This is a genomic window from uncultured Litoreibacter sp. (assembly GCF_947487515.1).
GTDB lineage: Bacteria > Pseudomonadota > Alphaproteobacteria > Rhodobacterales > Rhodobacteraceae > Litoreibacter.
Map to the genome: position 1 here is coordinate 463,641 of NZ_CANKWO010000004.1, position 25,180 is coordinate 488,820.

General features: G+C 56.0%; 20 protein-coding genes and 2 tRNA genes. 15 read left to right on the forward strand and 7 right to left on the reverse strand.

All coding sequences use genetic code 11. The annotated features are described in order from the left end of the window. The first annotated feature begins 107 nt into the window (after positions 1–107). Positions 108–1,235, forward strand: a complete 1,128-nt coding sequence (prfB, locus tag Q0746_RS16155; RefSeq protein WP_298262122.1) for a peptide chain release factor 2 — start codon at positions 108–110, stop codon at positions 1,233–1,235. On the opposite strand, the gene Q0746_RS16160 is transcribed toward prfB, so the two are convergent. The 5 genes from Q0746_RS16160 to bcp form a co-directional block, all read right to left on the reverse strand. Then, a complete protein-coding gene (locus Q0746_RS16160) occupies positions 1,232–2,713 on the reverse strand; it encodes an MFS transporter (RefSeq protein WP_298262123.1) in 1,482 nt (493 codons plus the stop codon). The genes prfB and Q0746_RS16160 overlap by 4 nt on opposite strands. 6 nt (positions 2,714–2,719) lie before the next feature. Further along, positions 2,720–3,238 carry a polymer-forming cytoskeletal protein gene (locus Q0746_RS16165; protein ID WP_298262124.1) on the reverse strand — a complete coding sequence of 173 codons (519 nt, stop codon included), beginning with the start codon at positions 3,236–3,238 and terminating at the stop codon, positions 2,720–2,722. Further along, the gene (locus tag Q0746_RS16170) at positions 3,228–4,574 is read right to left on the reverse strand and encodes a M23 family metallopeptidase (RefSeq protein WP_298262125.1); all 1,347 of its coding nucleotides are present in this window, start codon (positions 4,572–4,574) and stop codon (positions 3,228–3,230) included. The genes Q0746_RS16165 and Q0746_RS16170 overlap by 11 nt, the downstream gene beginning before the upstream one ends. A gap of 171 nt (positions 4,575–4,745) precedes the next feature. Next, complete coding sequence (locus tag Q0746_RS16175; RefSeq protein ID WP_298262159.1) at positions 4,746–5,558, reverse strand: ferritin-like domain-containing protein; 813 nt, start codon at positions 5,556–5,558, stop codon at positions 4,746–4,748. Between the two features lie 2 nt (positions 5,559–5,560). Continuing rightward, positions 5,561–6,022 (reverse strand): thioredoxin-dependent thiol peroxidase, encoded by a 462-nt coding sequence (gene bcp / locus Q0746_RS16180; protein WP_298262126.1) that lies wholly within the window; start codon positions 6,020–6,022, stop codon positions 5,561–5,563. Between the two features lie 113 nt (positions 6,023–6,135). Between bcp and Q0746_RS16185 the strand changes: the two genes are divergently transcribed. The 9 genes from Q0746_RS16185 to Q0746_RS16225 all read left to right on the forward strand — a co-directional run bounded on the left by Q0746_RS16185 (position 6,136) and on the right by Q0746_RS16225 (position 19,473). Next, the gene (locus Q0746_RS16185; protein ID WP_298262127.1) at positions 6,136–9,531 is read left to right on the forward strand and encodes an AsmA-like C-terminal region-containing protein; all 3,396 of its coding nucleotides are present in this window, start codon (positions 6,136–6,138) and stop codon (positions 9,529–9,531) included. 10 nt (positions 9,532–9,541) lie between these two features. Further along, on the forward strand, positions 9,542–10,579 hold the full coding sequence (gene queA / locus Q0746_RS16190; RefSeq protein WP_298262128.1) for a tRNA preQ1(34) S-adenosylmethionine ribosyltransferase-isomerase QueA: 1,038 nt from the start codon (positions 9,542–9,544) through the stop codon (positions 10,577–10,579). Positions 10,580–10,689: 110 nt separating this feature from the next. Next, on the forward strand, positions 10,690–11,985 hold the full coding sequence (locus tag Q0746_RS16195; RefSeq protein WP_298262129.1) for an MFS transporter: 1,296 nt from the start codon (positions 10,690–10,692) through the stop codon (positions 11,983–11,985). 87 nt (positions 11,986–12,072) lie between these two features. Continuing rightward, the gene (locus Q0746_RS16200) at positions 12,073–12,651 is read left to right on the forward strand and encodes a DUF924 family protein (protein WP_298262130.1); all 579 of its coding nucleotides are present in this window, start codon (positions 12,073–12,075) and stop codon (positions 12,649–12,651) included. Positions 12,652–12,664: 13 nt separating this feature from the next. After that, a complete protein-coding gene (locus Q0746_RS16205; protein ID WP_298262131.1) occupies positions 12,665–13,360 on the forward strand; it encodes an SGNH/GDSL hydrolase family protein in 696 nt (231 codons plus the stop codon). 112 nt (positions 13,361–13,472) lie between these two features. Further along, entirely contained in the window at positions 13,473–14,870 is a 1,398-nt protein-coding gene (lpdA, locus tag Q0746_RS16210) for a dihydrolipoyl dehydrogenase (protein ID WP_298262132.1), read from the forward strand. A gap of 130 nt (positions 14,871–15,000) precedes the next feature. After that, positions 15,001–16,137: an MFS transporter gene (locus Q0746_RS16215; RefSeq protein ID WP_298262133.1), complete on the forward strand. Its 1,137-nt coding sequence runs from the start codon at positions 15,001–15,003 to the stop codon at positions 16,135–16,137. Positions 16,138–16,228: 91 nt separating this feature from the next. Then, on the forward strand, positions 16,229–19,111 hold the full coding sequence (uvrA, locus tag Q0746_RS16220) for an excinuclease ABC subunit UvrA (protein WP_298262134.1): 2,883 nt from the start codon (positions 16,229–16,231) through the stop codon (positions 19,109–19,111). Next, the gene (locus Q0746_RS16225; RefSeq protein WP_298262135.1) at positions 19,108–19,473 is read left to right on the forward strand and encodes a hypothetical protein; all 366 of its coding nucleotides are present in this window, start codon (positions 19,108–19,110) and stop codon (positions 19,471–19,473) included. Before uvrA ends, Q0746_RS16225 begins: the two co-directional genes overlap by 4 nt. A 12-nt stretch (positions 19,474–19,485) precedes the next feature. Here Q0746_RS16225 and Q0746_RS16230 read toward each other — a convergent pair whose 3' ends face one another. Both Q0746_RS16230 and dddP read right to left on the reverse strand, forming a co-directional pair. Next, positions 19,486–20,694 carry a bifunctional alpha/beta hydrolase/OsmC family protein gene (locus Q0746_RS16230; protein ID WP_298262136.1) on the reverse strand — a complete coding sequence of 403 codons (1,209 nt, stop codon included), beginning with the start codon at positions 20,692–20,694 and terminating at the stop codon, positions 19,486–19,488. A 103-nt stretch (positions 20,695–20,797) separates the two neighbouring features. Beyond that, positions 20,798–22,138 (reverse strand): dimethylsulfonioproprionate lyase DddP, encoded by a 1,341-nt coding sequence (gene dddP, locus Q0746_RS16235; RefSeq protein ID WP_298262137.1) that lies wholly within the window; start codon positions 22,136–22,138, stop codon positions 20,798–20,800. A gap of 158 nt (positions 22,139–22,296) precedes the next feature. On the opposite strand from dddP, the gene Q0746_RS16240 reads away from it, so the two are divergent. From Q0746_RS16240 to Q0746_RS16260, 5 genes are all read left to right on the forward strand, one after another. Further along, entirely contained in the window at positions 22,297–23,487 is a 1,191-nt protein-coding gene (locus Q0746_RS16240) for a class I SAM-dependent methyltransferase (RefSeq protein WP_298262138.1), read from the forward strand. 98 nt (positions 23,488–23,585) lie between these two features. Further along, positions 23,586–24,038 (forward strand): HU family DNA-binding protein, encoded by a 453-nt coding sequence (locus Q0746_RS16245; protein WP_298262139.1) that lies wholly within the window; start codon positions 23,586–23,588, stop codon positions 24,036–24,038. A 92-nt stretch (positions 24,039–24,130) separates the two neighbouring features. Further along, positions 24,131–24,712: a histidine phosphatase family protein gene (locus tag Q0746_RS16250; protein WP_298262140.1), complete on the forward strand. Its 582-nt coding sequence runs from the start codon at positions 24,131–24,133 to the stop codon at positions 24,710–24,712. A gap of 75 nt (positions 24,713–24,787) precedes the next feature. Continuing rightward, positions 24,788–24,863, forward strand: a tRNA-Val gene (locus Q0746_RS16255). A gap of 240 nt (positions 24,864–25,103) precedes the next feature. Beyond that, positions 25,104–25,180, forward strand: a tRNA-Asp gene (locus Q0746_RS16260).

The window sequence follows — 25,180 nt, forward strand, 5'->3', positions numbered from 1 at the left end:
GGGCAAGGTTCCTCATCCCTGTTTGACGCATGTGTCGCAAGGTTGCTTGCGCGACGGCTGGCTCTGGCCTATCACCTTGATCTAACCAAAATTGCAGGACTTTCCCCATGCGCGCAGACGCTCAAAACAACGTGGATGCCATTGAAAAATCACTGGCCTTGCTGCGCCAGCGTATGGATTGGGAAACAGCCGCCTACCGGTTGGAGGAGTTCAACGCACGGGTCGAGGACCCCAACCTTTGGGACGATGCGGATGCGGCGCAAAAACTGATGCGAGACCGCCAGTCTTTGGTCGATTCCATCGACAGCTACACCTCAATGAAGCAAGAGCTGGATGACAATGTCGAGCTGATTGAGTTGGGCGAAATGGAAGAGGACGAGGACGTCGTGGCGGAGGCCGAAGCGGGCCTTGTCACACTGAAAGATCGCGCCGCCGCCGCCGAGTTGGAAGCCCTGCTGAATGGCGAAGCGGATGCCAATGACACCTTTTTGGAAATCAACGCAGGTGCCGGTGGCACGGAAAGCTGTGACTGGGCCTCCATGCTGTCGCGAATGTACACCCGGTGGGCTGAAAAGCGTGGCTATAAGGTCGAACTGCAAGCGATGTCTGCGGGTGACGAGGCGGGGATCAAATCCGTGTCCTACAAGATCAGCGGACATAATGCCTATGGCTGGCTGAAATCCGAAAGTGGCGTGCATCGTTTGGTGCGAATTTCCCCTTTTGACAGCGCCGCCAAGAGGCACACCTCCTTCACGTCCGTTTGGGTCTATCCGGTGGTGGATGACAACATCGACATTGAAGTGAATCCGTCGGATATCCGCATCGACACCTACCGGTCTTCGGGGGCTGGCGGGCAGCACGTGAATACGACAGATTCGGCCGTACGTATCACGCATGAACCCACTGGCATTGTCGTGACCTCTTCCGAGAAGTCACAGCATCAGAACCGCGACATTGCCATGAAGGCCCTAAAATCTCGCCTGTACCAAATCGAGCTGGATCGCCGGAATGCCGCGATCAACGAAGCGCATGAGAACAAAGGGGATGCAGGCTGGGGAAACCAGATCCGCTCTTACGTGTTGCAGCCGTATCAAATGGTCAAAGATTTGCGCACAAACTTCGAGACCTCGGACACAAAGGGTGTCTTGGACGGGGATCTGGATGGCTTTATGGGCGCAACTTTGGCATTGGACGTCGCGGGAAAATCCCGCGCGGAAGCTCAAGCCGAAGACTAACTGCCGAAGCGCGGCTTTCCCCAAGCGCCGTAAACCGTCATAGCGACGGAGGCGAGGCAGACCAAGCAGGCGCCCCATGAGACCTTGATGAAGGCTGCATTAGAGGCGGCAGTGTGGCCCGGGTCTTGCATGATGACGCCAAAGCTGGCGGGTCCGTCAGCAGCGCCATAGCCGACTGCCACAACACTTCCCATGAAGGCCACGGCAATCAGGCTCGACATGCGGATCACCGCGTTGTTAATCCCCGAAGCAGTGCCGGTTGAATGCTTCGAGACCGCCCCCATGACCGAAGTCGACAGAGGGGCGACAAGCAATCCCATCCCGATGCCTTGCAAGCACATGGCAGGCATGACCGCGCCCCAGAAGTTTTGCGTCGGGATGACCAAGGCCAGAATTGCGTAGCCTGTCGCCAAAACCAAAGCCCCGGAGATCAGCAAGGGGCTGGGCCCAAACCGGTCGGCCAGACGCCCAGACACCCCAGACAGCAAGGCAATGAACACCGAAAGAGGGGCATAGGCCGCCGAGGTCGTAATTTCGGAGAGGCCCCAGCCTCCGACCACCAACATGGGCAGATACATCAGCACCGCAGAGAAAGAAAAATAGATACCGAAGGAGACAACATTGGCGATCGTAAACCGGCTGTTTTGAAACAGGGATAGGGGCACAATCGGGTTCGGGCTGCGCAACTCGATAAACACAAAAAGCACAAGCGAGGTGAGACCCGAGATCGCGTAGATAACATTGGTATGTGATATTCTCTCGCCGTGCTCGGCCCCGGTTAGCGCCCAAGCAATCAACCCCAAGCCCAGAACTGCAGCCAGCCCTCCGGGAACATCGATGCCGCGTTCGGGTTGGCTAGGGTCGTGATCGATCTTGGAGCAAAGCAAAAACAGCGCCAACAGCCCAAGTGGCAGGTTCACCGCAAATATCCAGCGCCAGATGTCCACATCCCCAAAGGTCAGCGCCACGCCGCCAATGATCGGCCCCAAAGCAGAGGTGACAGCCGCCGCCGCCGCCCATATCCCAATCGCTTTTCCGCGCTCTGCGGGGGGGTAGGCGCGGCTGATCACTGCCAATGATCCGGGAACCATAAAGGCCGCCCCCAATCCTTGAACTGCGCGCGCGACGATCAAAAAGTCGGCGTTCGGGGCAAAGGCACATGCCATTGACGCTGCGACAAACAAGGCGATGCCGCCGCCAAACACACGTGCCAAGCCAAAGCGATCCCCCGCGGAGCCCCCCACAAGGATAAGCGCGCTGAGCGAAAGCATATAAGCGTTGGAAACCCATTGCGCCTCAACAAGAGTTGCCCCGAGGGACATGCGCATGGCGGGGAGGGCAATGGCCACAATCGATCCGTCGATAAAGCCCAAAGCCGACGCCAGAATGGCGGCGGCAAGCAAATATCGGCGGTTCTCAGGTCGACACAGAGAAGACGCCTCCGGATCATGTTGGTCCAGAGGCGTGCTAACATCCATTAGCGCTTAGGCTTTTGGAGCGTCGCTGGACGGAGCTGCGGCTTTAGTAGGATTGGTTGCACCAGTGTTCAGCGGGTCGTCTTGGCGCTGAACCGAGCCTTCGAAATGTGCACCGCTCTCTATGGCGATTGTCTTGTGGATGATGTCACCCTCAACACGCGCAGTGGACGTCAGGCGAACCTTCAAGCCACGAACACGACCGATAACACGGCCATTGACCACAACATCGTCAGCAACGATCTCGCCTTTGATGACCGCAGTTTCGCCTACGGTGAGCAAATGCGCGCGAATGTCGCCCTCAACGTTGCCTTCCACCTGAATGTCGCCAGTTGTCTTCAGGTTACCTGTAATTGTCAGGTCAGTAGACAAAGTCGACGGCGGAGCCTTTGGGCGGGGCGCAGACGCCGAGAAATCGGGCTTAGGAGCCGCGCCGGAAGGGGCGGGTGCTGGCTTTGACGGAGCTGCCGGAGCACCATCCTCAGTTGGTTTTGCGTTTGGGTCGTTGATTTTGCTTTTAGAAAACATCGCGTCCTGCCTTGATATAGGTCATCGGGTTGACCGGAGTTCCGTTGAGACGGACCTCATAGTGAAGATGGGTGCCGGTGACACGTCCAGTAGCCCCCATATCACCGATACGATCGCCACGCGATACCTTTTGACCGACTTTTACACGAATAGTCGAGTTGTGTGCGTAACGGGTTTCAATGCCAAAGGCATGTTTGATCTTAACAAGTTTGCCGTAACCTGACTGCCAGCCCGCATGGCTGACAACCCCGTCAGCCGTTGCGTAGATGGGCGTGCCACGCGCGCCAGCAAAGTCGACACCTGCGTGCATACGGCGGCCAGCGCCTTTAGGATCCCTGCGGTATCCGAACGGGGATGTGAAGCGGAAGGCGGCCTTTACCGGCATGGAAATCGGGGATTTGTCAGCGGCAATGCGGAACAGGTTGATCCGGTCCAGCTCTTTCAACAAGCGATTCGCGCGTGTCGAGGTTTGATCGGTGACCGTGCCGCCGCCGGACGTTGACATCGTGGCAGGCAGCAGCGGGCCACCGGCGCCGGAATAGCCGCGACGGACCTCACGAAGGATGCTGTCTGTTGGCATGCCAGCCGCACGGAACATCTTATCTAGCGGCTCCAGCGATACGGTCACAGCTTCTTCCAAACGCGAGAAAATCTGATTGTTCCGGTCTTCATTCATTTTCAGGGTGAAGCGCAACTCTTCTGCGGCATCAATGGCGTCGCTGGCATCTTGAGCAATCTGGTCGCGTTCGGCGGCGGTCTGCTCAAGTGCTGCGGTCAGAAAGGCAACGGAGCCGTCGGAATTTCTTGCGCGTGCCAAAAGGGGGGCGTCAGGATTGTCGCCAGCATTCAGTTGCGCAGTAAGAATTTCGGTCTCATTGCGCGCCGCATCACGGTCTTTCATGGTTTTGCGCAAAGTTGTCTGGATAACCTCGATTCCGGTTTCCAATTCGTTCCGGCGGTCTTCCGAGGCCAGCAAGGAGGACTGCATTTCGGAAATTTGTTCAAGCGCCACATAGAAACGGGAATGCGCCGCAGAGGCCTCTTTGGCACGGTCGTCGCGCTCGTTGGAGAGGGCATTCAGGCGGGCTTCATAGATCGCGCGTTCACGTTGCGCCTGTTCACGGGCATTGCCGGAACTGATGGTATCCATCAAGAAAATGGCGGTGACAACGAAGGTCCAGCAGGCAATTACGGCGCCGCCAAGGATGATCCCAGCCTGCATGGTTGGACGCAAACGAATAAAGCGCGTGCCTTCTTCTGACTTCAGGAACAAACGTTGCTCAGGCAGCTTACGTTCAATAGCGTGATCTAAGGCACTGAAAAGGCGTGTTTTCACAGTTGTCGTCCCCGAATTTCCCAGTCGTACAGGCTGAAATGGGGTCCCCACCACCATGTCAGCTTGCATTGCTTAAACTTTGAACAAGAAATCCGCAACAATTAAGGGCTTATCAGTGGCGGCTTCTCACCGGATAACGCTCACACTGGCAGGTTTTTGCCGATCCACTGATCACCCTTGGGGTTGATCTACCAAAGGCCAGTAAAAATCAGGCGCGATACCAGCCTCTGCCCGTTTTTCTTCGTTGAAGGGGGGGCGGAGTTGCCCGTGGAAGTATTTGCGCACAAGCTGATGAAACGTCGGCGTAGGGTCAAGGTTTTCTCGACCACACAGGAAATGAAACCAGCGAGAGCCATAGGCCACATGCGCAACTTCTTCGGCGTAGATAACCTCTAGCGCTTCAACGGCGGCCGTGTCCTTGGCCTGTTTAAACAGCTTTATCATTCCCGGAGTGACATCCAGCCCGCGCGCCTCCAGAACCATGGGAACCACGGCCAAACGCCCCATGATATCATCCGCTGTATCGACAGCAGATGCCCACATCCCAGCATGGGCAGGGAGGGCGCCGTAATGGCTGCCGCGTTGTTGAAGACAGTCCTCCATCAGGTTGAAATGTTTGGATTCATCGTCCGCGGCTTGCACCCAGTCGTCGTAAAAACCAAGGGGGAAATCCACGTGGCCATAGCGGGCAATCACGTCCCAATGCAGGTCAACGGCGTTCAGCTCGATATGTGCGATGGCATGTAGCATCGCCGCACGCCCTTCAGGGGTTCCGGGTTTGCGGGTTGGCACGTCGCGGGGGGCCAAAAGTTCGGGCTGCGCGGGGCGTGCGGGGGTGTCGGGGGGCTGGGCTGAGCCAAGCGGAATTGCTTCCCCCGCCTTGCGCGCGTCTCGCCAAATCTGCGCAAACTGACGTGAGGCCGCCGTTTTCTGGATCGGATCCGCCGTGGTCAACACGGTCATCGCCATGTCGCGCAGGGTCATCGTCATTGCGATTTCACCGCGTCAAGCACCGCCTCAACATGATCCGCGACCCGAACCTTGCGCCATTCTTGCACAACAACACCGTCGCCGCCGATCAAAAAGGTAGAGCGCTCAATCCCCATGAACGTCTTGCCATACATGCTTTTCTCTTTCCAAACGCCGTATTGCTCACAGACGTCACTGTCGGCGTCGGAGGCCAAAATGACTTCCAAAGCGTGCTTTGCCCGAAAATTATCGTGCTTTTTAACGCTATCTTTGGATATCCCGATGATTTCGCAACCCGCATCCCTAAATGCTTGCATATGCTCAGTGAACCCAATGGCCTGTTTGGTGCATCCAGGTGTGTTATCCTTGGGGTAGAAATAGACAACGACCATCGAGGGGCGCAGCTTGGACAGGGTAATATTGTCGCCACCATCGCGTGGCAAAGTGAAGTCGGGGGCCATCTCGCCAACTTGTGTCATAGGGAATTGGTCCTTTGAGGTAGAATTGATGTGTCGCCAAGGGTAGGGCGCTATATGTAAAGATAAAGGCCCAAACGCAACCGCTTGCGGATGATGTGAAATGAAGAGGTGGCATGGCAGACGACGCCACGCAGATTGAGGACGATGTGCTTCCGGCAGAGGAAGAGCAAGAAGGGGAGGCTCGGGCCGAAGCTGACGCTGAGGGCATGGCCACAATGCCGCCCACACATCGGCACCACCATCATCGCCCGAAGCGCCGGTTATTTGCGGGGGTAATGTCAGCGCTTGGCATTTTGCTCACGGTGGTATTGGTCGTGGCTGTTTTGGCAGTGTGGTCGATATTGGGGCGCAGTGTTACCTTGCCGCAATGGGCCGTTGATAAAGTAGAGACCCAGTTGAACGCCGAATTCGTCTCGGAGCGCATTTCGCTAGAGACGATTTCCATTGGATTACGGGACGACGCCTACCGCCCCACGATCGATGTGACCGGTGTGGCTGTTTACAACAATGAAGACGCCCCGATCTTGGTGTTGCCCAATCTGCGCAGCAAACTTGATACCTCAGAGTTATTGCTGGGGCGGGTGAAGCTTGAAACGATCGAGCTGGAAGGCGCAGTTCTGGAATTGACCCGTGACAAAAACGGCCAGATCGAACTGGCGTTCGGGGCGCAGATGGGGGCTCAGCAGGTTGAAGCGGGGTCCATGGCCGATGTCTTACGCCAAATAGACCTATGGCTCGAAGAGCCGTGGATGAAGGAGCTGGAGGAGGCCAGTGCCGATAGTTTGACCATTCGCATGTCTGATGAACGCTCTGGCGAGGTGACCGCGGTTGAGCAAGGTGCGCTGAAGATTACCAACAGCGAACATGTTTTGGCGTTGAATGTCTCCTTCCAGCTGGATCAACCAAATGGACCACCCGCGCAGTTGTTCTTTGCGGCAGATAAGGCAAAAGGGGCCGACGGGGCGCGACTGGTTGGGAAATTCACAGATTTGCGCGCCCGCGATTTGGCCGCGCAGGTTGCCGCCTTGAACTTTCTGGAGGTTCTGGATGCACCGGCATCGGGCGCGCTGACGGCGGAAATCGACGAAACCGGCCAAATCGCCAGCCTCGCAGGCACGCTAGATTTGGCAAAGGGAGTATTGCGTCCAACCGAGCAGGCCAAGCCTGTGCCCTTCAACTCCGCGAAAAGCTATCTGCGCTACGAGGCGGCCACTGGGCGCTTGTTGTTTGATCAAATACTGCTCGATTCACCGCAAATGCGCCTCAACGCCACGGGCCACGCCGACTTGCGGGACTTTGTCGCTGGCATCCCCGAAACCTTGTTGGGACAATTGCGGTTCTCGGATGTTCGTCTGGCGCCTGAAGGGATGTTTGAGGCACCGGTGACCTTTGACGATGGCGCGCTGGATTTGCGATATAGCCCTAAAACTCTGGCTCTTGATATCGGTCAATTGGTGCTGCGCAATGAAGGCGCGGAGCTTGTGGCAAAGGGCGCAGTCAATGTGTTGCCCAAAGGTTGGGCGGTTTCGTTGGATGCAAGCATCGATGAGATCGAGCATCAGCAATTGATGGCCCTATGGCCTGAAAACGCAGTGAAACTGACGCGAAAATGGCTGACCGACAACATCCAAAGCGGGCGGATGAAAAATGCCCATGCAGCCCTTCGCATCGTACCAGAAGAACGCCCGTCCGCCGCTGTCAGCTTTGATTTCTCGGAAGCCAAGGTCAGATATCTGAAAACCTTACCCCCAGTGGAGAATGCCAGCGGTTACGCGTCGATATTGGGAAATGCGTTCAACTTGAGCCTGATGAAAGGACATGTCAGCGCCGGCGAGGCGGGGGTGCTGCAGGCGGGCGGGTCGGTGATGGAAATTCCCAACATGGTTGCGAAACCGGCTGTGGGCGTTTTTGACCTCACTTTGGAGGGCCCCGCCTCGGCGGCCCTTCATCTGTTGGATGAAAAACCGTTTGAGTTTTTGTCAAAGTCAGGGCTGACACCTGATGTTGCGACTGGCACGGCGACAATCTCGAGCCGGTTGACGGTGCCGCTCAAGAGAAAAGTGGAAATCAACGACGTGGGATATGTCGTGGCTGCTGATGTACGTGATGTGGTGTCGGATACTTTGGTCAACGGGCGCGCGCTTCGCTCGCCTAATATGGAGGTTCTGGCGGGTGGCGGAGATTTATCCATAAGCGGGCAAGGGACGATCGACGGAATACCAATGGATGTCGTCTGGTCGCGAAAAATTGGGGCCGGAACCGGCAAAACCAGCAAGGTCGCAGGCTCGATCGAACTATCGCCCCAGATGTTGGGTGTCTTCAACGTAGGCCTGCCCAAAGGCAGCGTGTCGGGCAGGGGGCGTGCCAATATGGACATTACCTTGGTGCAAGGCTCGGCACCGGCTGCGCGGTTGACCTCCAATCTGAAGGGCGTGGGCCTGAGTATCCCCGCCTTAGGTTGGAGCAAGCAGCGATCCGCAACCGGATCGATGGCCTTGGACCTCACCCTTGGAGATACGCCAAAGGTGAATAATGTCACGATAAATGCAGGCGGACTTCAAGCCAAAGGGGCGGTTACCTTGAAGCCCAACGGCGGCGGATTGGACCGAGCAGTGTTCAACCCGCTGAAGGTGGCAGGGAAGCTGAATTCGAAAGTGGATATCATCGGACGCGGTGGGAACCGACAGCCGCAGGTGGTGATCAAAGGGGGCACCATCGACATTCGTAAATTTGGTGTCACCACCGGCGGCAGCAGCGCCGCAGGACCGCCTTTGGAGTTCCAGCTGGACCGGCTGGTGGTGACCGACACGATAGCGTTGGACCAATTTCGTGGCAGCTTTCGCAACGACAAAGGGATTGACGGCACATTCACCGCGAACCTGAACGGCAAGGCCCCGATCAGCGGCACCGTTATCCCCACGGCCAAAGGCCCCGCGGTGCGTATCTTGTCCGACAACGGCGGGCGGGTGATTTCGGCGTCGGGGATATTCGAGAACGTGAACGGGGGCGACATGAGCCTCACTTTGCAGCCCAACGGAAAACCGGGGCAGTTTGAGGGCTCTTTGGAGATCAAGAACACGCGCGTAAAGAAGGCGCCTGCTTTGGCAGACCTATTGTCCGCTGTGAGCGTGATCGGCCTGCTTGAGCAACTTACCGGAGACGGCATTGTCTTTGCCACCACCGAAGCCCGCTTTTTGTTGACACCAAACGGGGTGACCTTGCGGCGCTCCTCGGCTGTTGGGCCGTCGATGGGGATCACTATGGACGGGGTCTTTAACACCAACACGCGGCGAATGGATATGCGCGGAGTGGTGTCCCCGATCTATGCGGTGAACGGGTTGTTCGGGGCGTTGTTCTCTCCGCGCAAAGGGGAGGGCTTGTTTGGCTTCAACTACACGCTTAAAGGCTCTGCGGATGGACCAAAGGTTGGGGTGAACCCGCTGTCGGTTCTAACACCTGGAATATTTCGCGAAATCTTCCGTCAGCCGCCGCCTAAGTTGAAAAATTGAGATCACCCCTATGAAACTTGCCGACTTCGACTTCGAGTTGCCCGAGAATTTGATTGCCACGCGCCCAGCGGTGCCGCGCAGCGCGTCTAAACTCTTGGTGGCCACGCCGGACCGTCTCGTCGACCGAAGTGTCACCGATTTGGTGGAATACCTTCGTGAGGGGGACCTTTTGGTGCTGAATGACACAAAGGTTATTCCCGCGCGCCTGTTCGGGCACCGTGACAGGGAAGGAAACCTGTCGAAAATGGAGGTGACGCTATTGTCGCCCACGCCGGAAGGGGCATGGCGGGCACTGGTGAAGCCATTGCGCAAGGTGCGCGATGGCGAGCTGATTACCTTTGCGGCAGGATTGGAAGCAGAGCTGGTCTCGCGTGCTGACGGGCAGGCATTATTGTCGTTTAACCGGCATGGGCAGGAATTTGACGATGCTTTGGCCTTGGCCGGTCAAATGCCGTTGCCCCCATATATCGCGGCAAAACGCGCGGCTGATGCACAAGATAAGACCGACTATCAAACGGTGTTTGCCAAAACGACGGGGGCGGTGGCGGCCCCGACGGCCTCGTTGCATTTCGACACGGCGCTTCTGGCGGCTTTGGAGACAAAAGGTGTCGAGTTTGCGCATGTCACCCTTCACGTAGGTGCAGGAACCTTCCTGCCGGTCAAAGTGGACGACGTTAAAACCCATAAGATGCACGCGGAATGGGGGCAGGTCACGGCAAAGGCTGCGGCGCAGATATCAAGGGCCAAAGAACAGGGGCGCCGCGTCATTCCGGTTGGAACCACTGCCTTGCGCCTGATCGAAAGTGCTGCGACCGCGCAGGGGCAAATAGCGCCGTGGCAGGGAGAGACCGAGATATTCATCTACCCCGGGTTTTCTTTCAAAATTGCCGATGCGTTGATGACCAATTTTCACCTGCCCAAATCGACCTTGATGATGTTGGTGTCGGCGCTGATGGGGCAGCACAGAATTCGCGAAATATATGACCATGCGATTGCGCAGGAATACCGGTTTTTCTCTTATGGGGATTCATCGTTGCTCTTGCCATAAAATTGGTGACGTATTTGGACTAATGTGGTCGTGGTTGACGGTTTCTTGACGTCAATGCTGGTCTAACTGGGGCGAATATTCCGCTCAATTTGAGATATTGGATTCGCGTTATGGTAGAAGTTCTGAAGTCCTCTTGGGCCTTGCTCTTGGGCATGATGCTGCTGATGGTTGGCAATGGCTTGCAAGGGTCGTTGATTGGCGTCAGGGGCGGCATTGAGGGTTTCAGCACCTTTGAGTTGGCGCTGATTACGTCAGGTTACTTTTTGGGGTTTCTTGGTGGGTCGCGCATGGCCCCGAATTTCATTCAACGCGTGGGGCACGTGCGCGTATTTGCGGCTTTGGCGTCCTTTATCTCTGCGGCCTTGATCCTGTATCCCGCAGTCACGCATCCAATTGCGTGGATTGTTTTGCGGGTTGTGATCGGGTTTTGCATCTCTGGGGTGTATGTAACGGCTGAAAGCTGGCTCAATAACTCCGCGTCAAACGAGACCCGCGGTCAGGCGCTGTCCCTTTACATGATCGTGCAGATGGGGGGCATTGTTGCGGCACAAGGGTTGCTGAATGTGGCCGATCCGGGTGGGTTTATCCTGTTTGTGATCCCCTCGGTGTTGGTCTCTATTTCCTTTGCGCCGATTTTACTGTCGGTTACGCCAACTCCGTCATTTGGGACAACGCGGCAATTGAGCTTTCGCGACCTGTATCGAATTTCCCCGCTTGGGGTGATTGGCATGTTCATGCTGGGCGGAGTGTTCTCGGCGCAGTTCGGGATGTCCGCGGTTTATGGAACGAATGCCGGATTTTCTGTCGCACAGATTTCGATCTTCGTGTCCTCGATTTTTGTCGGCGCCATGGTGCTGCAATTCCCCATCGGGTGGCTGTCGGACCGGATGGACCGACGGGTCTTGATCTTTATTGTGTCGGCGGTGGCCACATTGGCGGCTGCGATCGCTTGGGCCTTTGGCGCCTATTTCCCAGTTTTGCTGGGCTGCGCCTTTATGATCGGGGGCATGACAAACCCGCTATATGCGCTGCTGATCGCCTATACCAATGACTATCTGGAGCCAGACGATATGGCAGGCGCGTCAGGCGGGTTGTTGTTCATCAATGGCGTGGGGGCCATTGCGGGTCCGGTTTTGACAGGGTGGCTGATGACGCAATTTGGCGCGCAGGGCTTTTGGTTGATTATTCTGGTGACGATGTTGGCGACGACGCTTTACGCGGCCTTCCGCATGACGCAGCGCGTGTCTTTCTATGCAGAAGAAAACGACTATGAGGCCGTTCCATATGCGGCCGTGGGCCCAGGCTCGACGCCATTCATCGCCGAAGTGGCGCAAGAAGTATATGTTGAGGCCGCTGAAGAAATCGCTGAAGCCTCCGAGAGTGTTGCCGAAGAATCCCCAAGTTAAGGATGTGTTGGAAAAAGGCTTGCGGTCTTTGTTTTAGATTGTAACATTTTTATTAACACTTGGGGCAGCGGCACAGGAGGAATTGCCATGTCTACACCTGAAGAAGTTCTTAGCTTTTGGCTGGACGAGCAGGGGGAAAAGGGTTGGTACGCGGGAGGAGAGGCGCTTGACGCTGAAATCCGCGATCGGTTCGAGCCAGTTTGGCAGAATGCCATGCAGGGCGGACTGTCCATGTGGTTGACCTACCCAAGTGGAGTACTTGCATATATTATCCTTACAGATCAGTTCTCTAGGAACATGTTTAGAGGATCGGAAAAGGCTTTTGCATCTGACCGTCTGGCTCTTGCCGTCGCGAAAACCGCGATTTGCAAAAGATGGGATATGAAAATCGACGAGCCCGCGCGTCAGTTCTTCTACATGCCTCTCATGCACTCTGAATGCGTTTCTGATCAAGAGCGCTGCGTGCGGTTGTTTTTGACGCGTATGCCAGAGCACGGCGAGGGCAATTTGTTACACGCCAGAGCCCACCGAGAAGTGATCCGCCAGTTTGGGCGCTTCCCGTATCGAAATGTAGCGCTTGACCGGCGCACCACCTCGACCGAAAACGCCTATATCAATAGTGGCGGTTACGGGACAACTGTAGAATCCGTCAGGGCAGCAACCTAAGGATTCTAAATACGTGACCTTCAAATTACGCCAACTCATGGTGGCGGCCTGCTTCCTTCTGGCCGCCCCATCCGTGTCTTTTGCCGGAGCAAAGGACGACATTCTCGTTATTGGCGATAGCATGTTGGAGTGGCAGAGCTTCAAGCGCGCTTCGATTCCTCACGTTTTGGCGAAGAAGACCAAACGAAAGGTTGAAAACCGTGCGGCTTCAGGGGCCAAGCTGTTTTTGACCGGAGGCGAAGGCAACCCGCGCAGTGTAATTCCGTCGCAGTACACAAAAGGGGATTGGAATTGGGTGATCGTGAACGGCGGCGCCAATGACCTCTTTGTGAAATGTGGATGCAACCGATGCAATTCGGTGCTGGATAGGCTGATTTCGAAGGATGCCACAAAAGGGGTGTTGCCGGAGTTGGCGGATCGTATCCGTAAAGACGGACCCAAAGTGATTTTGCTGTCCTACTATCAAGGCAACGAGCGTCCCAATTTGTTCTCCAAATGCGAGCGTGTTGTGAAAGAATTAACCAACAGGCAGATAAAGCTGGCGCAGCGGTTAAACGGTGTGGAGCTGGTTCGCTCCAAGTTTGCAATCGACCCTTCGGATCGCAGTCACTTCGCCTTGGATGGCATCCATCTGTCACGAAAGGGCACGCATCGTGTTGGGGTTCTTCTTGCCCAATCGTTGAAACGGCTTGAAGCTGAAAAGCCCTAGAAGCCATGCGCCAAATGCATGGGGCGGCGGCGGAAACTTACGTTGCTTTATGTGGCGGTAAAAAGTAGTTTAACGCTAAACTATATTGAAAATGTCTCGGGAGTGAGAGAAAATGGCCGCTAAATCCTTCGATCTAATCGTCATTGGCGCAGGCCCAGGTGGCTATGTGGCTGCCATTCGTGGTGCGCAGCTTGGAATGAATGTCGCGATTATCGAGCGTGAAAACCTAGGCGGCATTTGCCTGAACTGGGGCTGTTTGCCGACGAAAGCGCTGCTGCGCTCTTCCGAAGTGTTCCACCTGATGGAGCGCGCCAAAGATTTCGGGTTGAAGGCCGATGGCATCAGCTATGACCTTGACGCCGTTGTCAGTCGGTCGCGGGGCGTGGCCAAGCAGCTTGCGGGTGGCGTCAGTCACTTGATGAAAAAGAACAAAATCACAACCATTATGGGCGAAGCAACTCTTCCCGCCAAAGGGAAGGTGTCCGTTAAAACCGACAAAGGCACAGAGGAACTAACAGCCAAGAATATCATTCTTGCGACCGGCGCGCGGGCTCGTGAGCTTCCAGGTCTAGAGGCTGACGGCGATCTGGTCTGGACATACCGCCACGCACTTACGCCACCACGGATGCCCAAAAAGTTGCTGGTTATTGGGTCGGGGGCTATCGGCATCGAGTTCGCCAGCTTCTATAACACCTTGGGTTGCGACACGACGGTCGTCGAAGTCATGGACCGCGTGCTGCCGGTTGAAGACGCAGAGATTTCTGCCTTTGCCAAGAAACAGTTCGTCAAACAGGGCATGAAGATCATGGAGAACACCATGGTTAAAAAGCTGGACCGCGGCAAAGGCAAGGTGACGGCCCATATCGAGACCAAAGGGAAGGTCGAGACGGCCGAATTCGACACTGTGATTTCGGCGGTGGGCATTGTGGGCAATGTGGAAGGTCTTGGCTTGGAAGCCTTGGGTGTCAAGATTGACCGCACCCATGTCGTCGTCGACGACCACTGCCGTACCGGCGTCGAAGGGCTGTATGCCATTGGGGATATCGCGGGTGCTCCGTGGTTGGCACATAAGGCGTCGCATGAGGGGGTGATGGTTGCCGAATTCATTTCCGGCAAGAAAGATGTCCATCCCGTGCGCCCGGAAAGCATTGCTGGCTGTACCTATTGTCACCCGCAGGTGGCCTCGGTCGGCTTCACAGAAGAACAAGCGAAAGAGGCGGGATACAAAGTAAAAGTGGGCCGCTTCCCCTTCATTGGGAACGGTAAGGCCATCGCGTTGGGTGATCCAGAGGGCATGGTCAAAACCATTTTCGACGAAAAAACCGGAGAGCTACTAGGCGCGCATATGGTCGGTGCAGAAGTCACCGAGCTGATCCAAGGCTATGTGATCGGCCGCACATTGGAGACCACGGAAGAAGACCTGATGAACACGGTTTTCCCACATCCCACACTGTCAGAGATGATGCATGAATCGGTGCTGGACGCCTATGGTCGTGCGCTTCACTTCTAGCGTGGTTTGACCGAAAGGGGCCGCTTTCGCTGCGCTTGAAACTTTCGATGGCGCGCGAGGAAACTTGTGCGCCATTCGTCACCGAATATGCCGATTGACGCCGTTCCCTTACCAGCGCATGACTTCACCAATGACACCTCATAGAACAAATTGGGTCCTCGTATTCGTCTTGCTTTTGGCTGGATTGTTTGCTGCGGCCCAGTTTGGCAAGCTGGCGCTGACATTGTCGGAACTGCGCTCCCTCTATCCAGAGGGCGGGGCGTTTGTGCCTGTGTTGATTTCCATTGTTGGTATCGTTGGTATCGCTTTGGGGGCCGTCGCCGGATCTGTCGTCGCACGCATTGGTATTGCGCGGGCTTTGATCATAGCGCTGGTCTGGGGGGGCGTGATGTCTCTCTTGGAAGCAACTCTGCCAAATATATATGTTTTTTCGGTCTTTAGAGCCTTGGAAGGTCTTTCTCATCTCGCGATTGTGGTGGCGGCCCCCACGATGATGGCAAGTATCTCTACGCTGGAAGACAGACCCGTGGTCATGGCGATTTGGGCGTCATTTTTTGGGATGTCTATGGCGGTTCTGGCGGTGCTGCTGCCGTATCTCCTTGCGTATAACGGGTTGTCGGCGGTGTTTGTGGCACATGGGACGGGGATGTTTGTCATCGCGGCCATTCTGTATCCCCTGCTGCCGGCGCAACGCATCACTTCGCCGGTTCCTGTGCATTATTTGGCGGAACACCGCGAAATCTATAGCAACCCACGCCTGTTGATCGCAGGGGCAGGCTTCGTTTGGTACACGATCCTCTACATTTCCTTACTGGCGATCCTGCCGGACGCCTTGGGTCTATCGGTTTGGGTGGTGACGACGCTGCCATTGATCAGCATCGCAGGGACATTGTTCGGGGGCTATCTGGGAAAACGTATTCCTCCAGATCGTTTGGTTGCAATAGGGTTCACCGCCACGATTGTCGCCAGTGCTATCGTTTATCTGACCAGTCCGGCGCTTTGGTCGTTGTTCGGGCTGTTCTTGGTGATGTCTTTGATCCCGGCTGCGTCCTTTGCTGCGATTGCATATTTCAACGACAGCCCAACCGATCGCGCGCGCGCCACCGGCGGCATCGCCCAGCTTGGGAATATTGGGACGACCTTCGGTACGCCCTTATTCGCGTTGGCCTATGATCAAGCGGGGCTGGGCGGGGTTTGTGTGCTCATGTCGCTGTTTTGCACATTGGGATTCATTTTTACGCGGGTTTTGCGGGCGAAGATCAAATAAATTTGTAGATGTTCGCTTAATGTTCTGATAACCGATTGGAACCTTCCGCCAGACGGCTTATGTGTGGCGCAATGCATCTGGGATGGACACTATGGCCGAGTTGAAGAACATCGAAGTGCGCGGCGCGCGCGAACATAATCTCAAAAGCATCGACGTGGATATTCCGCGCGACCAACTTGTGGTTATCACGGGCTTGTCCGGCTCTGGAAAGTCGTCTTTGGCCTTCGACACGATCTATGCCGAGGGGCAGCGTCGCTATGTGGAATCATTGTCGGCCTATGCGCGCCAATTCCTTGATATGATGCAAAAACCGGATGTGGATCACATATCCGGCCTGTCACCTGCGATTTCGATTGAGCAAAAGACCACCTCCAAGAACCCACGCTCCACGGTGGGGACAGTCACCGAAATTTACGACTATATGCGCCTGCTGTTTGCACGCATTGGAACGCCCTATAGTCCCGCAACGGGAAAGCCCATTGAGGCGCAGCAAGTCCAAGACATGGTTGACCGGATCATGGCGATGGAGGAGGGGACGCGTGGCTACCTTTTGGCCCCGATCATCCGTGATCGCAAAGGCGAGTACCGCAAGGAATTCCAAGAACTGGCCAAATCCGGCTTTCAGCGGGTGAAGGTGGATGGTGCGTTCTACGAGCTCGAGAATGCACCGACATTGGACAAGAAGTTTCGCCATGACATTGATGTGGTCGTGGACCGGATCGTGGTGCGCGAAGGGCTGGAAACCCGTCTGGCAGACAGCTTGCGCACGGCGCTGGATCTGGCCGACGGCATTGCCATTTTGGAGACCGCCCCCAAGGAAGGCGAGCCGGAGCGCATCACATTCTCCGAGAAATTTGCCTGTCCGGTATCAGGGTTCACCATCCCCGAGATCGAGCCGCGTCTGTTCTCGTTCAATGCCCCTTTCGGAGCCTGCCCCGAATGCGACGGGCTTGGGGTCGAGTTGTTCTTTGACGAACGCCTCGTGGTGCCCGATCAAAGCCTGAAACTTTACGACGGCGCTTTGGCCCCATGGCGCAAAGGAAAAAGCCCCTATTTCTTGCAAACCATCGAGGCAATTGCGGATCACTATGAGTTCGACAAAAACACCCCTTGGAAAGATCTTGATGCACATGTGAAGCAAGTGTTCCTTTATGGCTCGGGGGACGATGAAATCCCCTTCCGCTATGATGAGGCTGGGCGGGTGTACCAAGTGACGCGCAGTTTTGAGGGGGTGATCCCCAATATGGAACGCCGCTACCGCGAGACAGACAGCAACTGGATTCGCGAAGAATTTGAACGCTATCAGAACAACCGCAAATGTGGCGTGTGCGATGGGTATCGCCTGCGCGCAGAGGCCTTGGCGGTCAAAATTGCAGATCTTCACGCGGGCCAAGTCGTCGAGATGTCGATCAAAGAGGCCTTCGATTGGTGCGACGCCGTTCCGCAAACCCTGACCAAGCAAAAGAACGAGATCGCGAAAGCAATTCTCAAGGAAATTCGCGAACGTTTAGGCTTCTTGAATAATGTGGGCCTTGAGTATTTGACCTTGTCGCGCAACGCTGGCACGTTGTCCGGCGGGGAAAGCCAGCGCATCCGGCTGGCGTCCCAGATCGGCTCGGGGCTGACGGGGGTTCTTTATGTGCTGGATGAGCCATCAATTGGCCTGCATCAGCGGGACAATGACCGGCTTTTGACCACGCTAAAAAACCTGCGCGACCAAGGCAATACCGTGATCGTGGTGGAACATGACGAGGAAGCCATTCGCGAGGCGGACTACGTCTTTGACATTGGACCTGGCGCAGGGGTGCATGGGGGGCAAGTGGTCTCGCAGGGGACACCTGCCGAAGTTGCCGCAAGCGGCTCGATCACCGGTGACTATCTGACCGGCGTACGCGAAATTCCTTTTAGCGCCAAGCGGCGCAAGGGCAACAAAAAGAAGCTGACGGTTGTGAAAGCTTCGGGCAATAACCTGCAAAATGTGACCGTGGATTTCCCATTGGGCAAATTCGTCTGCGTCACGGGGGTTTCGGGCGGGGGCAAGTCTACGCTGACCATCGAGACATTGTTTAAGACCGCGTCGATGACTTTGAACGGCGCACGCCAAACGCCAGCGCCCTGCGAGACGATCAAAGGTCTAGAGCACCTAGATAAGGTGATCGACATTGACCAGCGCGCCATCGGGCGCACGCCGCGCTCCAACCCTGCGACATATACTGGCGCCTTTACCCCGATCCGCGATTGGTTCGCCGGCATGCCGGAATCCAAGGCGCGGGGTTACAAACCCGGGCGGTTTAGCTTCAACGTCAAGGGCGGGCGCTGCGAGGCCTGTCAGGGCGACGGTGTGATCAAGATCGAGATGCATTTCCTGCCGGATGTCTATGTGGAATGCGAAACCTGCAAAGGCGCGCGCTACAACCGCGAAACGCTGGAGGTGCGGTTCAAAGGCAAATCCATCGCGGATGTGCTGAACATGACCGTGGAAGACGCGCAAGAATTCTTCAAGGCGGTGCCGTCTATCCGTGAGAAGATGGATGCGTTGATGCGTGTGGGCTTGGGCTACATCAAGGTAGGGCAGCAAGCGACGACCTTGTCGGGCGGCGAGGCGCAGCGGGTGAAACTCTCCAAGGAATTGGCGAAGCGCTCTACGGGCCGCACGCTGTATATCCTAGATGAGCCGACAACCGGTTTGCACTTTGAGGACGTCAAAAAGCTGCTCGAAGTGCTGCATGAGCTGGTAGACCAAGGCAACACCGTGGTGGTGATTGAGCACAACCTCGACGTGGTGAAAACGGCTGACCACATCATCGACATCGGCCCCGAAGGCGGGGACGGCGGCGGTACAGTTGTGGCAACGGGCACGCCCGAAAAAGTCGCGGAGGTGGAGGGGTCCTATACCGGCTACTATCTCAAGCCGATGCTGGAGCCGAAGAAACCGTTGAAAGGTGCTACGAAGAAAGAAGTGGCAGCTGAATGAGCTTTGAGGTTCTTAATAAGCTAGCGTTTGCGCTTTTTGCAGTGCTGTCAGGGATTCTTCTGTTCTTGCCCGAAGTGATTTTCTGGTTGTTTGGCATTGAGGGCAGCGCATCCTCAGAATTCATGATGAGGCGGGCCGCCATTTTGTTCATGAGCCTGTCGGTTTTGGCCTTTGTCACATCCGAAACCGAAAACGACGAGATGCGTCAGGTGGTGTCGTTGACCTTTGCCGTGGCGCTATTGGGAATGGCTGCAATGGGTTTGTTCGAATTGCTTCGCGGGGACGCAGGACTCGGTATCCTGCTGGCTGTCGTGGTTGAGGTGATCGCGGGCTTCTACTACATCAGGTTTTGGCGAGACTGAGCCAAAAGCCCCTCAATCCGCCAAGACCGTTTTGATCTCCGCCCCAGCCTCAAGGGTTTTATGAACGGGGCATTTATCGGCTATTTCCAGCAAACGGTTGCGCTGCTCTTGGTCCAGATCACCCTCTAGGTGAATTTCGCGGTTGAAGCGGTCGATCTTGGACGGCCCGCCCGCATCTTGGGCATGCATCGCGTTATGTGTTACATCCACCCACACGCGGGTCAGGGGCCATTTCTTGCGGCGTGCATACATCCGGATGGTCATGGACGTGCAGGCCCCAAGGCCGGATGCCAGCAACCCATAGGGGGACATACCGCGATTGGTGCCGCCATAGGCCAAGGGTTCATCTGCTTGGACGTGATGTTTCGGGCCAGCGTTGATATCTTGCAAAAAGCCATTCGGGTCGGCTTCCGAAACTCGGACGACGCCTTCCGGCGCACCGATCGGCGGGGCAGGGGGACGAAGGTCCAAATCTTTGGAGGCCCATCCCGCGATTACCGTGGCCACATATTCGGCATCTTGCGCCCGCGAGATCAAATGGTCAGCATGGCACAGCGTGACGAAGCTTTTGGGATGTTTGGCGGTTTGGAAGATTTGAGCAGCATTGTCGATGCTTACGGTATCGTCCAGCGGCGCATGTAGAACCAATAGGGATTTTCCCAGATTGTGGATCGAGGACGCAAGGTTCTCGGCGGCGACGTCATCGACAAAATCACGCCCGATGCGAATAGGGCGCCCCCCCAGCATGACCTCACCCACCCCATTGGCTTTGATGTCACCAAGGGCGTTGTGAAAATTATGCGTCACATGATCGGGATCGAAGGGCGCGCCGATGGTCACGACGGCCTTTGCGGACTCGATTTGCGGGGCGGCTTTCAAGATCGCGGCCCCACCGAGGGAGTGGCCGATCAACAGTTGCGGGGCCATGTCAATGCTGCTCAGATGGTCTGCCGCAAGAAGCAGGTCATTGACGTTGGAGGTAAACGTGGTGTTCTCAAACTCTCCGTCGGAGTGACCAAGGCCGGTAAAGTCAAACCGCATCACCGCGATCCCCATGCCTGCAAGTCGCGCAGAGATACGTTTGGCCGCGGCAATATCTTTGGAGCACGTAAAGCAATGCGCGAAAAGCGCGGTCGCCAAATGAGGTCCTTCCGGCATATCCAACCGCGCGGCCAATGTCGCACCGGAATGTCCGGTGAAGTCTATACGTTCAATGCCCATGGGTTTAGGCTCCTGCTCGAATTGCTTATCTATAGGAATGGGCCTGTTGCGCGTATCAAACAAGGATAAGGACGCCATTGTCACGGCAAGGTGAGCACTTGTGTCAGCTTTCGCCCAACAATGCCGCATCAAATGGATATTTCGTGAGATTTTCGTAACCACTATCGGTAATCAGCACCTGATCCTCCAATTTTATGGAAAAGGCTCCGCCAACTTCGCCGACCAAGGCTTCGACGCAAATGGTCATGCCTGATTTCAGTTCGTGATCGAAGGCTCCTTCCACATGTTTGTCGGGGTAGGCGACCAATGGCCATTCGTCACACAGACCTACCCCATGCATCAGGCAGCCGTATTTTTGCCTTTGGTATTTGTCGTGCAACCTATGGGTGTTGGCTGATAACGCGTTAATACTGACCCCCGGTCGCAGCATGTCCATATTGGTCTGGATATGCTCCACAGCGTGTTTCATCGCCTCAACCATATCGCGGGGAGGGGAGGCATCCCCGATCCACCACGTTCGAGAAATGTCACAGCAGATACCATATGGTCCGATCAAGTCCGTATCAAACGCCAAGATTTCGTTGTTTTGCAAAAGGCGCGGGCCGCATTCTTGAAACCACGGGTTGGTTCGCGGGCCCGAACTCAAGAGCCGCGTTTCAATCCATTCGCCGCCCCGCCGGATGTTTTCGGCATGTAGAACCGCCCAAACGTCATCTTCCGACACGGCGCCACTTGGGCCATTGCCGCGAGCGAAGTCTTCCATGACATACATGGCTTCTTCGCAAGCGTGGCAGGCGGCGCGCATGGCCAAAATCTCGTCTGGGCCTTTGACGGATCTGGCGTGTTCGGTCACTTCCTCGCCTTCGTGAACCTCGAAGCCGCGCGCTTCCAAAGCCCTGAGCCCCGCAACCATGATCTTATCCACCGCGAGGCGCTTGCTGCCGCCATGATCACGCATCAGGTCTTCCACTTCGGCGGCGAATTGCGATGCGGCCTGCTGGGTTTTATCGCCATTTGAGAAATAGAACATCGACGCCCCACTGCGCTGTTCTCGGACCAAGGGGTTGAACTCGGACAGGAAGGGCGAGTTCTTGTAGTCCCAGATCACCATGTAGCCATCAGCGCACAACAGCACGGCGCGAAACGGGTTGTGGGTGTTCCAAAGCTGCATATTTGTGCTGTCGGTGGCGTAGCGAATGTTCAACGGGTCAAACATCAAAAGCCCGCCAAGGTCGCGATCAATGATATGTTGCGTCAGCCGCTTCCAGCGATAGGTCCGCATTCGCTCTAGATTGGGCAGTGTCAGACCTGCTGCTTCCCACTCACCATACGCCAGCGCCGTTGGCCCGATCTCCACCCGATCATTGTCATTCAGGTTCCCATCCCCCAAATATGCGCCTTTGTTCGGATCGATTTTGCGGGTGTCGCTGTAATGCTCTTTCATCGTTGATCTCCTTGATAAGGAGAGTGTGAGCAGGACCCCAAGGGACTGCTGTATCAAAAACGTCATGGATCATGTCGAATTTGGATGGTTAAAAGGCAACAGGCATATGGCGGGTTTATTCACCTTCGCAAAGATATGCCCACATAGAAGGGGACCCCATGAGTGATGTGAAGACGCAATACGAGGCATTTCCCTACCCTCAGCGCGACCCGCGCGACGAGAAAAAGCGACTGATCTCAGGGTCCCCATCACATCCGCTGGAGATGGATCACCATCTGTTTGGAGGGATGCGTGATTGGTCCGCTACGACAAGAATACTTGTCGCCGGAGGGGGAACAGGCGATGCGCTTATTCAACTGGCGCAGGTTTTGACGACGGCGAAGAAGGCCTATGAAATTACCTATATCGATCTGTCCAGCGCCTCGCGGGAGATCGCGGAGGCGCGCGCCAAGATGCGCGGGCTAACGGGAATTACCTTCATCTCGGGCAGTTTGTTGGATGCCGCGAAATACGGGCCCTTTGACTATATTGACTGTTGTGGGGTGCTGCATCACCTGCCGGATCCACAGGCTGGATTTGACGCGCTGTCTGCGGCCCTTCACCCAGACGGCGGGATCGGGGTGATGGTATATGCACCCTATGGGCGCACAGGGGTCTACCCGCTGCAAGAGGCCTTCGGCGCGTTAACCAAAGGCCTGCCTCCCGAGGATCAATTGAAAATGGCCAAATCCGTCTTTGCGGCTTTGCCCGACAATCACCCGTTCAAGCGAAACCCGCATTTGGTGGACCACAAACAAAGCGACGCGGGCTTTTACGACCTTTTGTTGCACTCGCAAGATCGCCCCTATGGGATTGATCAGCTTCTAGAGGCGCTAGATCAGTCGGGTTTGCAGTTTGCAGGGGTGCCGCAACCCTATCTTTACGATCTTCGCCGCTTTGCGGCACGCTCTGACGCGCTGGATGATGCGGCCGCTATGGCCTTGGCCGAAAAACTGGATGGCACGATCAAGACCCATGTTGTCTATGCACGCCCCAAAAGTGCGGCTATGCGGACGGCGGGGCAAACTGGGCGCGCGATCCCACATCTCAAAGGCATGAATGCAAGGGCTTTGGCAAAGGCGGTGGTCGCAAAGGGCGCCATTCCGGTGACGTTGAACGGGGTGACGCATCAGGTCGAAATCGCCAAAGCGGCGGCCCCGATATTGGCGGGTGTGGATGGCCGTCGAGATTTGGCGACTTTGCAAAAAGGGGCGGGTCTGGATCCACTGGCTTGGGCGGCAATATGGCCAAAGGCATCGCGCAGTTTGGAGCAATTTGGCCTGCTGCTCTACTCGCGCTTGTTGGCGTAAAATCCACATAATTTCCATTTAGGAAACAATCCTGTGGTGCAAATGGGATTGGCTTGGTATCTTGGTCCCATTCATTCATTGCAGGATCGAGCGATTACATGGCCAGTAAACCAACACCGACCAAAACCAAAAAGACAAAACGTTCGACCACACGCGCCGCGAGTACCACACCCAAGGCGGCTGCCAAAAAGAGCGCCCCCAAAGCGACAGTGGTCTCAACTAAGAAACCTGAGGGCAAATCCATTGATGCCGCGGCACCCACAAGTGCAAAAGTCGACGCCCCCGAGCTGACCAAAAAGGAAATGGTTGAGCGCATGGTCTCGAACACAGGCATGAAAAAAGGGGAAGCCCGCCGTGCTTTGGAAGCCAGCATGGAAGCCTTGGGGCAAGCCCTGCGCGAAGGATACAACCTGTCTTTGGCCCCCTTGGGCAAGATCAAAATCGCGCGCACGAAGGACACACCAAACGGCAAGATGGTTGTTTTGCGGACCAAATTGAAAGATCCGGTGGCCTCGGTCCCAAAGGATCCAATGTCTGAGGCGGCCGAGTAACCTCGCCTTCTTGTCCCTACACAAATGAATAGTTTATTTTAACGTGCCCAGCGATATCGCGTTGGGCACGTTTTTCGTTTATGAGGCGCCGCATGACTGTATTTACCCCCCCAGAGCTATTTGTTTTGCGACATGGCGAAACAGAATGGAACGCATCAGGCCGGATGCAAGGACGGCTCCATTCCCCGCTGACGCCCAAAGGGGTTACGCAAGCCCATGCGCAAAGTCGCATTCTGTCCGATGTGGACCTGACGGGCGTGGATATCATTTCCAGCCCGCAAACTCGGGCTTTGCACACCGCTGTGGAAGTTTTTGCACGAACTGCAGCACAGATTCGAACCGATGAACGCCTGTGCGAGATTGATGCAGGGGCATGGCAGGGGCGATTGCGCGATGAGTTGCAGATAACAGGGGACCCCAAGCAGACCGAGGATGGTCCCTTGGCGTTCTATGAGCAGGCAGAGGGCGGAGAAGGCTTTGCCGCACTGCGGGCGCGATGCGAAGGGTTTCTGAGTGATCTCTCTGGCCCCGCAGTCCTTGTTACACACGGTATAGCCTCGCGAATGTTGCGCGTCGTGGCCTTGGGATTAACCGATGACGCCATGGTTGATTTGCCCGGAGGGCAGGGCGTCGTGTTCCATTTGAAGGACGGGGTACAACGCGTTCTAAAATAAATTTGCAAGAACGTGAAAAGAGCCGCGATTTGGGGTTGCAGACGTCCCATGATATCCGGTATCTGATCGCCAGTCGGGTCGTTAGCTCAGTTGGTAGAGCGCTTCGTTTACACCGAAGATGTCGGGAGTTCGAGCCTCTCACGACCCACCATTTACCCTGATCACAGTTACATACCAACGCAATCGTCCCGAGATGGCTGTGACTGCTTGCAGTCAGGTTGTGAACCCGTGCGGTTGGCGCGATATCCATATTCTGCCGGTAAAACCGTGTGATTTCGGGCCGGATTTCGAAGAAATGTAAAATAGTTCAAATCAGGCCATATCGCCGCTTGACGGGGGGCAGGTGGGGACATAATACCAGCCCACGCCTGAGGGTTCAGGCGTGCAGCGGGCGGTTGTAGCTCAGTTGGTTAGAGTACCGGCCTGTCACGCCGGGGGTCGCGGGTTCGAGTCCCGTCAACCGCGCCA